The sequence below is a fragment of the Serratia sp. BIGb0234 genome (assembly GCF_024809915.1).
Taxonomy (GTDB): domain Bacteria; phylum Pseudomonadota; class Gammaproteobacteria; order Enterobacterales; family Enterobacteriaceae; genus Serratia; species Serratia liquefaciens.
In genome coordinates, this window is record NZ_JANUEI010000005.1 from 25,169 (window position 1) to 42,881 (window position 17,713).

Genomic DNA, 17,713 nt, shown 5'->3' on the forward strand with positions numbered 1-17,713 from the left:
CCGACCTGAAAAACTTTGTTCCCGTAATTGTAACCAAATTGTGTTAGCACAGTTTAAAAACGCCATAATCAACAATGAGTTATGGCGTTTGTAAGTGCTATTTATTTATATTCACAGTTTCGAGGCCACCCAGGCTTCTACGCTGTCTAGTGCCGCCGGCAGGGCACTGACGTCTGTCCCGCCTGCCTGCGCCATATCAGGGCGTCCGCCCCCTTTGCCGCCAACCTGCTGCGCCACGTTGCCGATCAACTCGCCGGCTTTAACCCGGTCGGTCAGATCTTTGGTCACGCCGGCAATCAGGCTCACCTTATCATCGGCCGTGGTAGCCAGCACGATAATTGCGGAACCCAGTTGATTTTTCAGATCATCAACCATGGTACGCAACATTTTTGGCTCGACGTTATCAAGCTTGCTGACCAACAGCGGGACGCCGTTAACCATTTTGGCCTTGCTGGACAATGAAGCGCTCTCCTGCGCCGCCTGCTGATCCTTCAACTGCTGCAGTTCTTTTTCCAACGCGCGAGTGCGATCGAGTACCGCACGCACTTTGTCCGTCAGGTTGTTGCTATCCCCTTTCACCAGGTGCGCAACGTCCTGCAACAAATCATTTTGCTGATGCAGGGTAGCAATCGCACCTTCGCCGGTGACGGCTTCAATACGACGAATACCCGCAGCGGTACCTGACTCGCTCAGAATGCGGAACAGACCGATGTCACCGGTACGGCTGGCATGGGTGCCGCCGCACAGTTCGGTCGAGAAGTCGCCCATGGTCAGTACGCGCACGTTATCGTCGTACTTCTCACCGAACAGCGCCATAGCGCCCTTCTCTTTGGCATCATCCAGCGCCATGACTTCGGTTTGGACCGGCAGGTTGCGACGTATCTGCTGGTTCACCAAGTCTTCTACAATGCGGATCTGCTCCGGCTTCATCGCTTCGAAATGCGAGAAATCGAAACGCAGGTATTTATCGTTAACCAACGATCCCTTCTGCGCCACATGCTCACCCAGCGTCTGACGCAGTGCAGCGTGCAGCAGGTGGGTAGCGGAGTGATTCAGACGGATGCGATTGCGGCGAACGGTATCGATCTGCGCATCAACGCGATCGTTCACTTTCAAGGAACCTTGAGACAGCTTGCCCTGATGACCGATGGCCTGGCCGTATTTCTGGGTATCGCTCACTTCAAAATCGGCGCCAGCGGCTTTCAGCACGCCTTTATCGCCAACCTGACCACCGGATTCACCGTAGAACGGAGTTTCATCCAGTACCACTACGGCTTCTTCACCGGCGTGGATCTCATTGACCGACTGACCGTCGCGGAACAGCGCGATCACGGTTGATTGCTGCTGCTCGTGGTCATAGCCGCAGAACTGGCTGGCGCCATCAACGCGGATCATGCTGTTGTAGTCTGCGCCGAAACCACTGGACTCACGTGCACGACGACGCTGCGCTTCCATCGCCAGTTCAAAACCGGCTTCATCCACTTTCAGGCCACGTTCACGGCACACGTCCGCCGTCAGATCGACCGGGAAACCGTAGGTGTCGTAAAGACGGAAGGCTGTTTCGCCATCCAGGGTATCGCCCTGCAGGTTAGCCAGTTCTTCGTCCAGCAGCGTCAAACCACGCTCCAGGGTGCGAGCAAACTGATCTTCTTCAGTTTTCAGTACCTGTTCAACCAAAGACTGTTGACGCTTCAGTTCGTCAGCGGCCGGCCCCATCACTTCGATCAACGGAGCAACCAGCTTGTAGAAGAAGCTGTCTTTCGCGCCCAGCATATTGCCGTGGCGAACAGCGCGGCGAATGATGCGGCGCAGCACGTAACCACGGCCTTCGTTTGACGGCGTCACGCCATCGGACACCAGGAAAGCACAGGAGCGGATGTGGTCAGCGATAACGCGCAAAGATTTGTTATTCAAATCTACCGCGCCTGTCACTTTGGCCACTGCAGCGATCAGCGTGCTGAACAAGTCGATTTCATAGTTGGAGTTCACGTGTTGCAGGACTGCCGCAATACGCTCCAGACCCATACCGGTATCTACCGAAGGTTTTGGCAGCGGCAGCATGGTGCCGTCGGATTGACGGTTGAACTGCATGAAAACGATGTTCCAGATCTCAATGTAACGATCGCCGTCTTCTTCCGGACTGCCCGGAGGGCCACCCCAGATATGATCGCCATGATCGTAGAAAATCTCGGTGCACGGACCGCACGGACCGGTATCGCCCATCTGCCAGAAGTTGTCAGAGGCAAAAGCCGCGCCTTTATTGTCGCCAATACGGATAATGCGCTCTGCCGGCACACCAATCTGCTTCTGCCAGATGTCGAAAGCTTCGTCATCGGTTTCATAGACGGTCACCCACAGCCTTTCTTTAGGCAGGTTAAACCAGTTTTCACCGGTCAACAGTTCCCAGGCGAAGCTGATAGCGTCATGTTTGAAATAGTCGCCGAAACTGAAGTTGCCCAGCATTTCGAAGAAGGTATGGTGACGTGCGGTATAACCGACGTTCTCCAGATCGTTATGCTTACCGCCTGCACGTACGCAACGTTGTGAGGTGGTGGCTCGGGAATAGGCGCGCTTGTCCAGCCCCAGGAAAACATCTTTAAATTGGTTCATGCCGGCATTGGTAAACAGCAATGTCGGATCATTGTTAGGCACCAGGGAGCTGCTTGCTACAACCTGGTGGCCCTTACTATGAAAGAAATCGAGAAACGCTTGACGGATCTCAGCGGTGCTCTTGCTCATAATTTTCCCGGAAAGGCTAGAATAACGACACGTGAGCAAGATACGCGACATCCTGACGATGGCATCTAACTCACGAACAAAAAGTGGGGATAAGATAAATTTTCTTCAAGGGGAAGTAAAACCCCGTGTGCGTTCATTGCGCAAAATCACGGTAAATTGACTGAATTTCTTCCTGGAAGAAGCCACGATAGAGCAGATAACGCTGAACTTTGGCTTTCTCTTTCCAGTCAGTTGGCAGTTTGTCGCCAAATTTACGCTGCGCAACCTGTTTAGCCTGCTCACACCAGTCGATATCACAGTCTGCCAGGGCAGTTTGCGTCAGCTCTTTGTCTACGCCCTTTTGCATCAGTTCCGAGCGGATACGCTGCGCACCGTAACCTTTACGGCTGCGGCTACCGATATAGCTGCGGGCAAAGCGTTGATCGTCCAACCAATTATGCTGATAGCAATAGGCAATCACCTGTTCGATAACGGCAGGATCAATCGGTTCTTCGGAAGACGGAGCAGGTGTGGAGGAGGTAGGCGTTTTGGTGCCAAATCTGGCTTTCGCCATAAATGGCTGCGCCGCAAGCTTGCGGCGCAGTTCAGCTTCACTATGATCGCGTTGCGACAGCAGGCGCATGGCGCGGCTTAGCAAGTCATTCATTATTCAAGCCTGATGTAGTCGACGCCCGTAAACCCATAACGGCATGCACAGGCGTCAGCAGCGATTAAAACTCTTCGCTGGTTTCAGCTTCGTCATCGAAGCCTTCGTCAGTTGCCGCAACCAGTTCACCGTTGCTGTGCAGCAGCAGGTCACGCAGTTTCTTGTCCAACTCAGCGGCAACCGCCGGGTTTTCTTTCAGGAAGTTACAGGCATTTGCCTTACCCTGACCGATTTTATCGCCGTTGTAGCTGTACCAGGCACCGGCTTTCTCGATCATCTTGTGCTTCACGCCCAGATCGACCAGTTCGCCGCGGCTGTTGATACCTTCGCCGTACAGGATTTGGAATTCGGCCTGTTTGAACGGCGCAGCAATTTTGTTTTTGACGACTTTCACGCGGGTTTCACTGCCGACGACTTCATCGCCTTCTTTCACCGCGCCGATACGGCGGATATCCAGACGGACTGATGCGTAGAACTTCAGTGCGTTACCGCCAGTGGTGGTTTCAGGGTTACCGAACATCACACCGATTTTCATACGGATCTGGTTGATGAAGATCAGCAGGGTGTTGGCGTTTTTCAGGTTACCGGCCAGCTTACGCATCGCCTGGCTCATCATACGTGCCGCCAGACCCATGTGTGAGTCACCGATTTCACCTTCGATTTCCGCTTTCGGCGTCAAGGCCGCCACGGAGTCAACGATAATCACGTCAACCGCGCCGGAACGGGTTAAGGCATCACAGATTTCCAACGCCTGCTCACCGGTGTCCGGCTGAGAACACAGCAGGTTGTCGATATCAACACCCAGCTTCTTCGCATAAATCGGATCCAGCGCGTGCTCTGCATCGATAAAGGCACAGGTTTTACCTTCGCGCTGCGCCGCAGCGATAACCTGCAGCGTCAGGGTGGTTTTACCGGAAGATTCCGGACCATAAATTTCAACGATACGGCCCATTGGCAGGCCGCCTGCACCCAGTGCGATATCAAGTGACAGCGAGCCGGTAGAGATCGTTTCTACGTCCATAGAACGGTCTTCACCCAGACGCATGATGGAGCCTTTGCCGAACTGTTTCTCAATCTGGCCCAGTGCCGCAGCTAGCGCCTTTTGCTTGTTCTCATCAATAGCCATTGTTGCTCCTTCGTTACGCAATGTCGGTGTTACCCCACACTGCCACTGAATGTATGTTGTGCAGGAAATGTCACTAATTATACTGTATGGTCATACAGTATCAAGCCTAATTTCACAAAAATTCGTCAAGGGCGGTTTGCAGCGCGAAAATTGTCGCCTGAAGCCGCACTGCATCACGATCGCCGGAAAATTGCATCTTTTGCGCCAGCACGCGTCCTGAGGATTCGGCAAAACCAAACCAGACCGTACCCACCGGTTTTTCCACGCTGCCACCGTCCGGTCCGGCAATGCCGCTAACCGACAGCGCCAGGTTGGCCCGAGCCGCGTGCAGAGCCCCCTGAGCCATCTCGCGCACCACCTCTTCGCTTACGGCGCCATGGGCATTCAGGGTCGCTTCCGCCACGCCTAGAAGCTCATGCTTCGCCGTATTGCTGTAGGTGACAAAACCACGATCGAAATAAGCGGAACTGCCGGCAATATCGGTGATGGCCTTGGCGATAGCCCCCCCGGTGCAAGATTCTGCACAGGTGATCCACTGGCCATTAGCCTTCAGTTTTTCCCCTACTGCAACGCTGAGTTTACGCAGTTGCTGTTCACTCATAACCTCTCCTTAGCGAATCAGGTATATGCGCCCGATAGTAGCATTTATCAAGCTTATCTGACGCGGCGATGACAGAAATGCGCGACGCTTCGCAGGCGATGCGGTGTTAAGCCTTAACCCAAACTGCTAGTATCGAATGTAACGTTCGGGTTAATGAGCGGCGTTTTCTCACGAGGGATCTCACAGGGTTGTTTTTGCCGCCGGCATGGCCAGCCCATGGCAAACCAGGATAAAAGATTAGGATGATAGAGTGAAAAAAACGTTAGGCGTCTTCTTTCCGTTGTATACCACCACCCTGCTGATGCTGCTGGGTTCAGGGTTACTCACCACCTACATCTCCCTGCGTTTAACGTCTATTCACGTGACCGGCGCGTTGATCGGCGCGATTATTGCCGCCAACTACATCGGTTTGGTGATCGGTGGCAAGGTCGGCCATTTTCTGATTGCTCGTGTCGGCCATATCCGCGCTTACGTTTCCTGCGCCGGCATTATTACCGCGGCGGTGCTGGGACATGGCCTGACGGAATACATCCCCGTGTGGGTGGTGCTGCGGCTGATTATCGGCCTGTGCATGATGTGTCAGTTCATGGTGCTGGAAAGCTGGCTTAACGATCAGTCGGAATCCAATCAGCGCGGGATGGTGTTCGGCTTCTATATGGCAGCTACCTATTTAGGCATGTCGTTAGGCCAGGTGGTGCTGATGCTGCAGGCCAACCTCGGTATTACCACTTTGCTGGTGATCGCCCTGTGCTTTGCGCTCTGTCTGGTGCCTATCGCCCTGACTACCCGCACTAATGCACGCCATATGTCACCGGCACCGATGGAGCTACGCTATTTTATCGGCGCCATCCCCAAGGTGCTGGCGACCACGCTGGTCATCGGCATGGTAGTGGGATCTTTCTACGGGCTGGCCCCGGTCTATGCCAGCATGCAGGCGCTAACCACCCAGCAGACCGGCTTGTTTATGGCGATATCGATCTTCGCCGGGCTGGTGGCGCAATTCCCGCTTAGCTGGCTGTCGGATCGCTATAACCGTACGCTGTTGATGCGCATCAACGCCATTTTATTGATCGTAGCCGCGCTGCCGTTGGCATTGGTGCCGCACATTGATTTCCCAGTGCTATTGGTGGTGGGCTTTATCGTCAGCATGCTGCAGTTCACGCTCTATCCCTTGGTGGTTGCCCTGGCAAACGATTTGATAGAGCCGGAGCGGCGCGTCTCGTTAGCCGCCTGTTTGCTGATGGCCTTCGGCGTGGGCGCCAGTGTCGGCCCCCTGGCGGTCGGCGCGCTGATAGAGCCGCTGGGTGGGAATACGCTGTATGCCTTCTTTGCACTGTGTGGTGTGCTGCTGGTGGCCTTCAGCCGGACGGTAAAACAAGACGAATCGCAGTTTGTTCAAGATGCGCCATTACCGCACATTCCCCTGCCGGACAGCCTGACCAGTTCGCCGCTCTCTCCGGCGCTGAACCCAACCTTTGATGAACAGATTATCCACGACACCATGCCGCCACCGGAGGCGGCTCCCGATCCGATAGAGCCGCAGGCCAGCGATGCGTCGGACGAGGAAGAAGCGGAGCCCCCTGTTCCGCAGGGAGCCGATCCTGATGAAGATACCGGATTGAAAAAGGCCCATTCAATGCTTTAAGCGGCCATCGCTGTATACGATGGGCTGGTCACAGATCGAGGAAAGATCCCAGACGGTAACCGCGTTCCGCGATGGCGTTTTTCATGCCTGGCGAAGTCAGAACGTCCACTTCGGCAAGCCGCGGGTAGCAATATTTACTCGCCAAAATAGTGTTATCCAGGAACGCCGGGTGGCACATCATCTCCACCGACTTGGCACCACGTTGATCGGCACGATCGAGCACCTGTAAAAACAGCGCTTCGGATATCGATTCGCCATAGAAACCCGCATCAAACCACTCGGTACTGCGGTCATAACGCAATGGGATATCTTGCCGTTCAACCTCCTGACGCCCAATACGCAGCGGGATGGCACGGGACTGAGCGAACGCCTCGACCAGCGGGTAAATCTGCGGCAGCATATGCACGTGATGATGGCTGTCGATATGCGTCGGCGCTTTGCCAAACACCGCCATGAACCTGTCGTATTGGCTCACCAACTCATCGTGGATTTCGTCCATGCTCAGCAGCCCAGACTCTGCCCTTTCCCATAACCACTTGCCCAGCTCTCCGCGTTCGTTAACCAGCGAAGGCATGGCCGTCAATGGATGCCCGTGAGTCAGCACAAAATGCAGGCCGATCTTCAGCCCAGGATAAAGCTGGCTGAGGCTGGCGGCATGCTGTACGTCCGGGCTATTCACCATTGCCGTGGTTGAAGTGACCACCCCATAGTGAAACGCCTCAATCACCCCATAGTTCTGTCCCTTGCTCAGACCAAAATCGTCGGCATTCACTATCAGTAACTTTTCCATTTTGGCATCCATTTAACAAATTTTTGGCAAGGGAATACCGTCCGTCAGGTACGGCAATTCCCCTTCGCTTACGCAAAGAAATTTATTTCATCAGGCTATTGGCGGCCTGAAAGGCATTCGGAATATCGGCGTTAATGCTTATCGGGAGCGGCCCTAAACAGGGCCGTAGAACTTTTTTCGGTAATTACCCGGCGTCACTTCGGTGAGTCTCTTAAAGTTTTTAATAAACAGGCTCACGTCGCCATAGCCAGAGTCGAAGGCAATATCCGAAACCGAATAGTTGGTGACTTCAAGCTGCGTTTTGGCAAAGTTGATGCGGATTTCATTGATCACCTGCATTGGCGTTTTATGGTAATAGCGTCGCATCGCCCGGGTCAGGTACTCCTGCGTTTTTCCCGACAACTCCACCATATTGAGCAGCGCCTTTTCACCAAACATGGCTTTATCATGCATGCCGGCCAGGGTGTTTTTCAGCCACTGCGGGATATCGTCCCCCTCGCCGCTCTCTTCCTTATAGTGACGAATGCGGCTGATGATATAAAAGGTCAGCGTTTCCAGGAATTCGGCAAAATCATCCTCGCGAAACTGGGGGGAACCCACCACCGACTCGATATAAGCCAGGAATTCATTCTTCAGGCTATAGGCCTGGGAGGCGACAAAACAGCGTGGCAACTGCTGCAAATAGTTCTCTTCGAAGAACACCTTGCCAACCGCCACGTTGAAGATTTTCGCGGCGCCGAACTCATAAAAGCTCTGATGGCGCGAACCAATGGGGATGAAAACAAAATCGCCCCGTTCCAGCAGCACGCGCTTGCCGTTGATCTCCTGATAACATTTGCCGCTCAGGACGATGGTGAACTCATAGTAGTCATGCTGATGCAGCCCAGTGGCGCTTTCCACCTTGTTATAAATGAACAAATGGAAATCTTTGCAGTTAAAGAAATCCTGCTCCCGAATCAGCTTAACGTCGTTCGCATTCAGCGAAACCAGGTTCTCAGACATCGCATGCGCTCCCGTTAATCAAAGCCGTTCTGCCGGGCCGTCTCGGCAAACCAATAGCCACTCTTCTTCAACGTGCGCTGTTGGCTCTCCCGCTCCAGCCGAACTAACCCGTAGCGATTCTTGTAGGCATTAAGCCAGGACCAGCAGTCGATAAAGGTCCACAAATGATAGCCTTTGCAGTTGGAACCCTCCGACAGCGCCTGATGCAGCCATTTCAGATGATCGCGGATAAAGTCGATTCGATAATCATCCTCCACCCGTCCACTAGGGCCGATAAAGGCCTCTTCACCCTCTACGCCCATGCCGTTTTCTGAAATATAGCAGGGAATGTTGCCGTAGTTTTCCTTCAGATCCATCAGGATGTCATACAGCCCTTTTTCATAGATTTCCCAGCCCCGATGCGGATTGATCTTGCGGCCAGGCATGTCGTAATAGCTGAACAGATCTTCCGGCATCGTCACGGGTGCGTCGGCCCGGTAGCCTTCTTTCGCTTTAACCCTGCGCGGTTGATAGTAATTGACGCCCAGAATATCCACCACGCCGTCGGCAATCAGCTGTGCGTCCTCCGGTGCCGTTTGTGGCAACAAATCATTGGCGCGCAGTAAATCAACCAAATCTTGCGGATAACGCCCTTTGGTCACAGGATCAAGGAAGCTTTTGTTCAGCAACAGATCCGCATGATGGGCGGCCACGCCATCTTCCTGGCTGTTCGAACGCGGATAGGTCGGGCTCAGGTTCAAAATAATGCCTATCGCGCCTTGGTGGCCCAACGCCCTGAACTCCTTCACCGCTTTGGCATGGGCCAGCACGCTGTGATAAGCCACCGCGACTGCCCTTTTAAAATCAACCACGCAAGGATAATGCAGGTCGTTCAGATAGCCCGCTTCGACCGGCACAATCGGCTCGTTAAAAGTAAACCAATGAGTGACCCGATCGCCGAACAGGCTGAAACAGGTTTTGGCATAGCGGGCATAGGCTTCCACCACCGCCCGGCTTTCCCAGCCGCCTTTTCGCTGCATGCACATCGGCATGTCGAAATGGTAAAGGTTGATAAATGGCGTAATGCCCTCAGCCAGCAGGCCATCGATAAGCGCGTTATAGAAAGCGACGGCTTTCGGATTCACCTCGCCCTCCCCGTCCGGGATCAGCCGTGACCAGGAAATAGAGGTTCTGAAGGTGTTATGCCCAAGCTTTTTTAACAGCAGGATGTCTTGCTGGAAACGGTCATAAAAGGTGGATGCCTCGGACGGACCGACCTGATGATGAAAGCGTTCTGGCGCAATGTCATACCAGTAATCGAAGATGTTCTGACTTTTGCCATCCCGTGCAGAGGCCCCTTCCGACTGCGGCGCAGAGGTCGCGCTTCCCCACCAGAAATCGTCAGCAAATTGATATTTCATCCAAACGCCCCTAAAACCGGGGCAGCAAGGGCTGCCCCAGACTGACAGTTAGAATTTCAGCGCCTTGGCGATGTCTTCTTCGCTTTCGGTAGCCTGATCGATCTGGCTCTGCGCCTTGTTGGATATCATCACAAACGGCAGGTAAATCAAGGTCGCCACGCCCAGGTTGAAGAAGCTCAGCAACATGGCGACGATACTGCCGTTGGTGTTGAAGAACGCCCCCAGGCCTACCGGCATGGTCCAGGGCGCAATGTTGGTGATAGGCGGGATCATTCCGGTGTAATAGGCCACCGTGGTGATGATCGTCAATACCGGTTGAACCAGAATGAACGGGATAAACATCACCGGGTTCATGATCACCGGCAGGCCGAACAGGATAGGTTCGTTAATCTGGAAGATGCCCGACGGGGTAGCCAGCTTGGCGACCTGGCGATAGTCTTCACGGCGCGAGGCGATAAAGATGGCGATAATCAGCCCCAGCGTAGACCCGGTCCCGCCCAGATAGATATAAGAGTCGACGAAAGGTTTCGCCCACATATGGAACTCTTTGCCGGCGGCAACGGCGGCTTCGACTGAACCATACTTGTTGTAAAGCTCTACGTTTTCCAACGCGAATGGCGTCATGATGCCGCTGTCCAGCGCGGCCAGCGCCATCGAGCCATGCACCCCGAAGAACCACAGCAGCGAGGAGAACATCACATACACCCAGCCGACCACGCTGCCCATTTTCGCCAGCGGAGCCGAGATGCTGTCCATGATGATTTGGTGGAAGTTGGTTCCCCACAGCGTCAGGCAATAGGCAATCACGCCCATGATCGACAGGATCAGGAATCCGGGGATCAGTGCGGAGAACGAGCGAGACACGGAAGAAGGTACGCTGTCGGGCAGGCTGATGACCCAGTTGCGGCGCACCACAAAGGTAAACATCTCCGCCACCACCAGGCCGATCACCATGCCGGAAATGATGTTGGCGCCGCCAAGCCAGTTAGCACCGACGGCATAAGCCTCACCGACGCTGAACGGCGTTACCGTCATAAAGGCGGCAACCGCCAGTAGCGCGGCTGCCAGCGGGTCAACCTTACGCTCCTCCGCTAAAGCCATGCTGATAAAGAAGGGCGTCATCAGGGACATAATCCCCAGGGTGCCGTTATAAACGCTGCCACCGATGGTCTTCAGGCTGTTTAGCGTTTCAATGGTGGACGCATCCAGCCGTACCCCCAATGAAAAGAAGAACGAGCCTTCGCCGAAACTGAGGAATACGTTGTTGATCAGAACGAACATCGCCCCGGTCAACGTCAGCGGCATTAATCGAATGAACCCGTTTTTGATGGCATTAACATGGGGCTGTTTACCAATTTTCACGGCAAAGGGCAGTATGACCTTTTCCAACGAGGCAATTAACGTATTCACGGCAGACCCCTTTATTGGTTAGCTTTTTTTATGGTGGCGACCGCGGCCTTCAACACCCCAAGGCCATCAAGCTTGCCGTATAAAGCGGAATCGATCACTTCGACGGGCTTATTGGGCAGCTGTTTTTGTACTTCGGCTAACGTATAGGCAATCTGTGGCCCCAGCAGGATCAAATCTGCCTCTGCGCCCTTTTCCGCTGCCAGCGCTTCGGGATAAGCGGCAATGATCACTGGCACTTCGTACTTCTCGGCCTGCGCCTTCATTTTTGAGACCAGCAGAGAAGTCGACATACCGGCAGAACAAAACAGATAGATTTTTTTCTTTTCCATACCCAATCCCTCAAGATAATCAAAAAAGCCCCGTGTCATTTGTTTGCCAGATGCAATAGCGATTGCCTCGCGCACATTCCTTATGAAAATTTCCGTTGCTCTGCCCTGGTTGCGAACAGTATACGGAGGCATCGGAGCGGACCGGTAAGCCATCGGCGTAAAGAACCGTCTCTCCTTGACCTTCCCGATTGACCCTCTTCACATTTTGCATAAAAAATTAGTGTGACCGGGCTCACAAACAACCTTAAATTACCGAATTAATTCATCGAAAATAAACAAATACCAATTATAAACAATATGTTATAAACATGCAGAGTATTTATGGATTATTCTTCTCGCGGGATCGTGCAACGGGGGATAAGTGAGCACAGAATAGTTCGCCCTTGATTAGAACTGGTCATCAAGGGAAGGCGTCGAGACCGAAGGAAAAACGGATGGGAATGGGGTGATTTCTGAGCAGATACGCTTGGTTTTTAGAGACAGAGCAGGGGTTGTAACGCCTTTCGTTCATTACAAACCCAGTTTGCGTAAAGCTCCCCATTTTTACCTGTGACAGCGGATTGCCCGCTGGGCTAGTATAGCGTCGGTATAAAAGCTTATTGATCCCCATCGTCGGTAGCCGCAGCGCCCTCCGTTCCGTTTGGGACTGGTTTGATCAATGGCTTTACCTCGCCCTGCGACCGCCTGCAGGCGTGATTTTTGTAACACGGCGTGATACCTAATGATGAAAAACAACGTCAAAACTCATTTCAAATTCAATGGATTGGAAACAGTAATCTTATGAATAGCACCGACAAGCTCGATTCACACACGCCGATGATGCAGCAGTACCTGCGCCTCAAGGCTCAGCATCCCGAGATCCTGCTGTTCTACCGCATGGGCGACTTTTACGAGCTGTTCTATGATGATGCCAAACGCGCGTCCCAACTGCTGGATATCTCGCTGACCAAACGCGGTGCCTCAGCAGGGGAGCCTATTCCCATGGCCGGCGTTCCCCATCATGCGGTGGAAAACTATTTAGCCAAACTGGTGCAGCTTGGCGAATCCGTTGCCCTGTGCGAACAAATCGGCGATCCGGCCACCAGTAAAGGTCCGGTTGAGCGCAAAGTGGTGCGTATTGTCACGCCTGGCACCATCACCGACGAAGCCTTGCTACAGGAGCGTCAGGACAACCTGCTGGCCGCCATCTGGCAAGACGCACGTGGCTTTGGTTACGCGACGCTGGATATCAGCTCCGGCCGTTTCCGCGTTGCCGAACCAGCAGATATTGAGACCATGGCGGCCGAGCTGCAACGCACCAACCCCGCCGAACTGCTTTATCCCGAAACCTTTGAACAGATGTCGCTGATTGAACAGCGCCATGGTCTGCGTCGTCGCCCGCTGTGGGAATTCGAACCGGAGACCGCCCGTCAGCAGCTTAACCTGCAGTTCGGCACTCGCGATCTTACCGGCTTCGGCGTTGAACAGGCCCATCAGGCACTGCGTGCCGCTGGCTGCCTGCTGCAGTACGTAAAAGATACCCAGCGCACCTCATTGCCGCATATCCGTGGCATCACCATGGAGCGTCAACAGGACGGCATCATCATGGACGCCGCTACCCGGCGTAACCTCGAGCTGACCCAGAGCCTGTCCGGCGGCACTGAAAACACCCTGGCGGCGATCCTCGATCACAGCGTGACGGCCATGGGCAGCCGCATGCTTAAGCGCTGGCTGCATATGCCTACTCGTGACATCAAGGTACTGAATGATCGCCAGCAGGCCATCGGTGCACTGCAGGATCTGTATGCTGAACTGCAACCTTCTTTGCGTCAGGTCGGCGATCTGGAACGTATCCTCGCCCGTCTGGCGTTGCGCAGCGCACGTCCGCGCGATCTGGCACGCATGCGTCATGCCTTCCAGCAGTTACCGGATATCCATGCGCTGTTAAAAGGCGTAAATACTCCGCATGTGCAGCACCTGCTGTCCCAGGTGGGTCAGTTTGATGAACTGCAGGACTTGCTGGAGCGCGCCGTGGTGGAAGCCCCGCCGGTGCTGGTTCGCGACGGTGGCGTTATCGCCCCCGGCTACAACAGTGAGCTGGACGAATGGCGGGCCTTGGCCGATGGTGCCAGCGACTATCTCGACCGTCTCGAGATCCGCGAGCGCGAAAAACTGGGGCTGGATACGCTGAAGGTCGGTTTCAATGGTGTTCATGGCTATTACATTCAGGTCAGTCGCGGGCAAAGCCACCTGGTACCGATCCATTACGTACGCCGTCAGACGCTGAAAAACGCCGAACGCTACATCATTCCCGAACTGAAAGAGTACGAAGACAAGGTGCTGACCTCTAAAGGGAAAGCGCTGGCCATCGAGAAAGGTCTGTACGAAGAACTGTTCGATTTGCTGTTGCCGCATCTGGGTGAATTGCAACAAAGCGCGGCGGCATTGGCAGAACTGGACGTACTGGCCAACCTGGCAGAACGCGCCGAAACGCTGAACTACGCCTGCCCGACCATGAGCGAGCAGCCTGGCGTGCGCATCACCGAAGGTCGCCACCCGGTGGTGGAGCAGGTGTTGAGCGAACCCTTTATTTCCAACCCGCTGTCACTGTCGCCCCAACGCAGAATGTTGATCATTACCGGCCCTAATATGGGCGGTAAAAGCACCTATATGCGCCAAACGGCGCTGATCGTACTGATGGCCCATATCGGCAGCTACGTGCCGGCAAGCAAGGCAGTCATTGGCCCGGTCGATCGCATATTTACCCGCGTAGGTGCAGCGGACGATCTGGCTTCCGGCCGCTCCACCTTTATGGTTGAGATGACCGAAACCGCCAATATCCTGCATAACGCCACCGAACACAGCCTGGTGCTGATGGACGAGATTGGCCGCGGCACCTCGACCTATGACGGTTTATCCCTGGCCTGGGCCTGTGCCGAAAATCTGGCCAGCCGCATCAAGGCCATGACCTTGTTCGCCACCCATTACTTTGAGCTGACCACCCTGCCGGAAAAAATGGAAGGCGTGGTTAACGTGCATTTGGATGCGCTTGAGCACGGTGACACCATCGCCTTTATGCACAGCGTGCAGGACGGTGCCGCCAGCAAAAGTTACGGGCTGGCGGTTGCCGCACTGGCCGGGGTGCCACGTGAAGTGATCAAACGCGCGCGCCAGAAATTGCGTGAACTGGAAGCCATCTCCAACCACACCGCCAGCGGTACCGTTGACGCCACCCAAATGACGCTGCTGAACGAGGAAACCTCTCCGGCGGTTGAAGCGCTTGAGGCCCTGGATCCGGATTCACTGTCTCCGCGCCAGGCGCTGGAATGGATTTACCGCCTGAAGAATATGGTCTAACTCGACGCATAAACGGCAAACGGTGAGCATCACGCTCACCGTTTTTATTTAATAAGGTTTATCGTTATTGTTACACAATGAAAGTAACAATGTTTCATATCCTGTTTTTGATTCGCCATGACTATTAGCCAATGTGTATTAATTAAAATAATCAATTGGACGTGATGCAAGTCGAAGCGAATAATTAGGTCTCAATATATCCAGTCAGTTGATAATGTGGGATCGCCCACTGCTACTGCATTGGAGACAGGACAACCTTTCCTACGGTACTCTGCACCACCACGCTGTTATTAAAATCCTTTTAAAACAGTACCGCTATAGCTGCATGTATTTAAATCAATAAAGCATTCTCACATTCACAATACCCATTGTAATGCTCACGTCAGTAACTTCATTTAATACAAACACCTATCCATCCTGTAGGAGTCATTTTATGAAACCTAAGCTTTTAGCTATACTTTTTTCCATTCCGTTCATTTCCCTGACAAGCACCGGTGCCTTAGCTGCGGACTCTCCCGATTATGCTGCCATTGTGCAATCGGCTTATCAGAAATTTAAAAATGATAATCGTGGTAAGGTGGCCGATTATATTCCTGCATTGGCGGCTTACAGTGATAAGAATTACGCTATCGCGATTGCCACTATAGATGGAAAACTCTACACAGCCGGGGATACACAAAAAACATTTCCACTGGAATCATTAACCAAAATATTCTCTTTATCTATCGCATTAAATCAACATGGCGCAGACAAAGTACTGAATGAACTGGGCGCCAACTCAACCGGATTACCCTTTAATTCCGGCCTTGCCATCGAACTGCGTCCAGAGCGTCCGCAGAACCCATTGGTTAATGCCGGCGCCATTAGCACCGTCAGCTTTATCAATGCGAAAAATGCCAACGATCGCTGGCAGCAGATTATCGATAATATGAACGCCTACGCCGATGCTAAATTGAGCATTAATCTGGAGGTTTATCATTCCGAATCCGTGACTAACCAGCATAACCAGGCGCTGAGTCGCTTGATGATGTCTTATGGCCGCATGTACAGCAACGCAGACGAAGCGCTCGATATCTATACCAAACAGTGTTCGGTCAGTGCCACCACTGAGCAACTGGCCAAGATGGGGGCCGTATTGGCTAACGCAGGGAAATCTCCCTACACCGGCAAGCAGTTACTGCAGCAACAATACGTCCCTAACGTGCTGACAGAAATGGCGATTGCAGGTCTCTATGACGGCTCAGGCCAATGGCTATACAACGTGGGTGTCCCAGCCAAAAGCGGTGTTGGCGGCGGTATGGTCGCAGTGGTCCCAGGCCAATACGCCATTGCAGTCTACTCACCCCCCCTGGATAAAGCCGGCAATAGTGTCCGTGCACAGGAAGCAATCAGTTACGTCGCGCACGCAACCAAAGCTAACCTTTACGACTCTCACTGATCTCATTCCCGTCGTGCCTGCGCATCGGCGACTTCTAAGAATGTTCTATAGGCTGACAGAAAAAAGTTCACATTGACCCTCACCCACCAAGTCGGTGAAGGTTTTCTCTAAACACGGCCTTTATCCGCATCAGGGGTATTCGTTAGAAAAAAAACGGCGAGCATTATGCTCACCGTTTTTATTTTGATGCGGTTCAACTGCCGACGTTACTCGCGGAACAGTGCCTCGATACTCAGGCCTTGCATCTGCAGTATTTCACGCAGGCGGCGCAAACCTTCAACCTGGATCTGACGTACTCGCTCGCGAGTCAGGCCAATTTCGCGGCCCACATCTTCGAGCGTCGCCGCTTCGTAGCCCAACAGGCCAAAGCGACGCGCCAGCACCTCACGCTGTTTGGCGTTCAGTTCGAACAGCCATTTCACGATGCTCTGTTTCATGTCATCGTCTTGCGTGGTGTCTTCCGGTCCGTTGTCTTTCTCGTCTGCCAGAATGTCCAGCAACGCTTTCTCCGAATCCCCACCCAACGGCGTATCCACAGAAGTGATACGTTCGTTCAGGCGCAGCATGCGGCTGACGTCATCCACCGGCTTGTCGAGTTGCTCTGCAATCTCTTCAGCGCTCGGTTCATGATCCAGTTTGTGAGAAAGCTCGCGCGCGGTGCGCAAATAGACATTCAGTTCTTTAACTATGTGGATAGGCAAGCGAATGGTACGGGTTTGGTTCATGATCGCCCGTTCAATCGTCTGCCGGATCCACCAGGTAGCGTAGGTCGAGAAACGGAAACCGCGTTCTGGGTCAAACTTTTCCACTGCGCGGATCAGTCCGAGGTTGCCCTCTTCAATCAGATCCAGCAGCGCCAGGCCGCGGTTGCTGTAGCGGCGGGCGATTTTCACCACCAGCCGCAGGTTGCTTTCAATCATTCGGCGGCGGGACGGCACGTCACCGCGCAGTGCACGCCGCGCAAAATAAACCTCTTCCTCTGCGGTAAGCAGCGGAGAATAACCGATTTCGCCCAGATAGAGCTGCGTCGCATCCAATACGCGTTGGGTCACGCCTTGTGACAACAACTCTTCTTCCGCTAGATCATTCTCACTGGCCTCTTCTTCTACCAGTGCTTTTTCGTCGAATGATTCCGCTTCCGTTGCGTTCTCGTCGAAATCCGCATCATCATGTAACTCGTTAACTTTCAGCGTATTTTGGCTCATATGCTGCTCCTACCCGTGATACCGCGAGCAGAATAACAGCGTATTC

At 53.6% G+C, this 17,713-nt stretch carries 13 protein-coding genes; 3 read left to right on the forward strand and 10 right to left on the reverse strand.

The features are described from left to right. Nucleotides 1-111: 111 nt before the first annotated feature. The 4 genes from alaS to pncC all read right to left on the reverse strand — a co-directional run bounded on the left by alaS (nt 112) and on the right by pncC (nt 5,112). Nucleotides 112-2,739: an alanine--tRNA ligase gene (gene alaS, locus M2407_RS18190; RefSeq protein WP_048762540.1), complete on the reverse strand. Its 2,628-nt coding sequence runs from the start codon at nt 2,737-2,739 to the stop codon at nt 112-114. Between the two features lie 133 nt (nt 2,740-2,872). Further along, nucleotides 2,873-3,385: a recombination regulator RecX gene (gene recX, locus M2407_RS18195; RefSeq protein WP_020825282.1), complete on the reverse strand. Its 513-nt coding sequence runs from the start codon at nt 3,383-3,385 to the stop codon at nt 2,873-2,875. Between the two features lie 64 nt (nt 3,386-3,449). After that, nucleotides 3,450-4,511: a recombinase RecA gene (gene recA, locus M2407_RS18200; RefSeq protein WP_020825281.1), complete on the reverse strand. Its 1,062-nt coding sequence runs from the start codon at nt 4,509-4,511 to the stop codon at nt 3,450-3,452. A gap of 112 nt (nt 4,512-4,623) precedes the next feature. Further along, nucleotides 4,624-5,112: a nicotinamide-nucleotide amidase gene (gene pncC, locus M2407_RS18205; RefSeq protein ID WP_020825280.1), complete on the reverse strand. Its 489-nt coding sequence runs from the start codon at nt 5,110-5,112 to the stop codon at nt 4,624-4,626. A 250-nt stretch (nt 5,113-5,362) separates the two neighbouring features. On the opposite strand from pncC, the gene M2407_RS18210 reads away from it, so the two are divergent. Continuing rightward, nucleotides 5,363-6,757, forward strand: a complete 1,395-nt coding sequence (locus tag M2407_RS18210) for an MFS transporter (protein WP_122077292.1) — start codon at nt 5,363-5,365, stop codon at nt 6,755-6,757. Nucleotides 6,758-6,785: 28 nt separating this feature from the next. Here M2407_RS18210 and chbG read toward each other — a convergent pair whose 3' ends face one another. From chbG to M2407_RS18235, 5 genes are all read right to left on the reverse strand, one after another. Continuing rightward, a complete protein-coding gene (gene chbG, locus M2407_RS18215; RefSeq protein WP_142815856.1) occupies nt 6,786-7,547 on the reverse strand; it encodes a chitin disaccharide deacetylase in 762 nt (253 codons plus the stop codon). A gap of 153 nt (nt 7,548-7,700) precedes the next feature. Continuing rightward, complete coding sequence (gene chbR / locus M2407_RS18220) at nt 7,701-8,549, reverse strand: transcriptional regulator ChbR (protein ID WP_046374478.1); 849 nt, start codon at nt 8,547-8,549, stop codon at nt 7,701-7,703. Nucleotides 8,550-8,563: 14 nt separating this feature from the next. After that, nucleotides 8,564-9,949 (reverse strand): glycoside hydrolase family 1 protein, encoded by a 1,386-nt coding sequence (locus M2407_RS18225; protein ID WP_142815857.1) that lies wholly within the window; start codon nt 9,947-9,949, stop codon nt 8,564-8,566. A gap of 48 nt (nt 9,950-9,997) precedes the next feature. Next, complete coding sequence (gene chbC, locus M2407_RS18230; protein ID WP_020825275.1) at nt 9,998-11,359, reverse strand: PTS N,N'-diacetylchitobiose transporter subunit IIC; 1,362 nt, start codon at nt 11,357-11,359, stop codon at nt 9,998-10,000. Between the two features lie 11 nt (nt 11,360-11,370). Continuing rightward, nucleotides 11,371-11,688, reverse strand: coding sequence for a PTS sugar transporter subunit IIB (locus M2407_RS18235; protein ID WP_020825274.1), 318 nt, complete (start codon nt 11,686-11,688; stop codon nt 11,371-11,373). 780 nt (nt 11,689-12,468) lie between these two features. On the opposite strand from M2407_RS18235, the gene mutS reads away from it, so the two are divergent. After that, nucleotides 12,469-15,024 (forward strand): DNA mismatch repair protein MutS, encoded by a 2,556-nt coding sequence (gene mutS / locus M2407_RS18240; protein WP_020825273.1) that lies wholly within the window; start codon nt 12,469-12,471, stop codon nt 15,022-15,024. A 433-nt stretch (nt 15,025-15,457) separates the two neighbouring features. Next, nucleotides 15,458-16,462 (forward strand): glutaminase A, encoded by a 1,005-nt coding sequence (glsA, locus tag M2407_RS18245; RefSeq protein ID WP_217331545.1) that lies wholly within the window; start codon nt 15,458-15,460, stop codon nt 16,460-16,462. A 206-nt stretch (nt 16,463-16,668) separates the two neighbouring features. Here the strand turns inward: glsA and rpoS are convergent, their stop codons facing one another. After that, entirely contained in the window at nt 16,669-17,667 is a 999-nt protein-coding gene (rpoS, locus tag M2407_RS18250; RefSeq protein WP_044554227.1) for an RNA polymerase sigma factor RpoS, read from the reverse strand. Nucleotides 17,668-17,713: the final 46 nt, after the last annotated feature.

Excerpts from the sequence above, each read along its gene's own strand:
- pncC (WP_020825280.1), bottom strand. The coding sequence starts at position 5,112 with ATGAGTGAACAGCAACTGCGTAAACTCAGCGTTGCAGTAGGGGAAAAA.
- rpoS (WP_044554227.1), bottom strand. The coding sequence starts at position 17,667 with ATGAGCCAAAATACGCTGAAAGTTAACGAGTTACATGATGATGCGGAT.
- recX (WP_020825282.1), bottom strand. The coding sequence starts at position 3,385 with ATGAATGACTTGCTAAGCCGCGCCATGCGCCTGCTGTCGCAACGCGAT.
- mutS (WP_020825273.1), top strand. The coding sequence starts at position 12,469 with ATGAATAGCACCGACAAGCTCGATTCACACACGCCGATGATGCAGCAG.
- M2407_RS18225 (WP_142815857.1), bottom strand. The coding sequence starts at position 9,949 with ATGAAATATCAATTTGCTGACGATTTCTGGTGGGGAAGCGCGACCTCT.
- glsA (WP_217331545.1), top strand. The coding sequence starts at position 15,458 with ATGAAACCTAAGCTTTTAGCTATACTTTTTTCCATTCCGTTCATTTCC.
- chbG (WP_142815856.1), bottom strand. The coding sequence starts at position 7,547 with ATGGAAAAGTTACTGATAGTGAATGCCGACGATTTTGGTCTGAGCAAG.
- M2407_RS18235 (WP_020825274.1), bottom strand. The coding sequence starts at position 11,688 with ATGGAAAAGAAAAAAATCTATCTGTTTTGTTCTGCCGGTATGTCGACT.
- alaS (WP_048762540.1), bottom strand. The coding sequence starts at position 2,739 with ATGAGCAAGAGCACCGCTGAGATCCGTCAAGCGTTTCTCGATTTCTTT.
- chbR (WP_046374478.1), bottom strand. The coding sequence starts at position 8,549 with ATGTCTGAGAACCTGGTTTCGCTGAATGCGAACGACGTTAAGCTGATT.
- recA (WP_020825281.1), bottom strand. The coding sequence starts at position 4,511 with ATGGCTATTGATGAGAACAAGCAAAAGGCGCTAGCTGCGGCACTGGGC.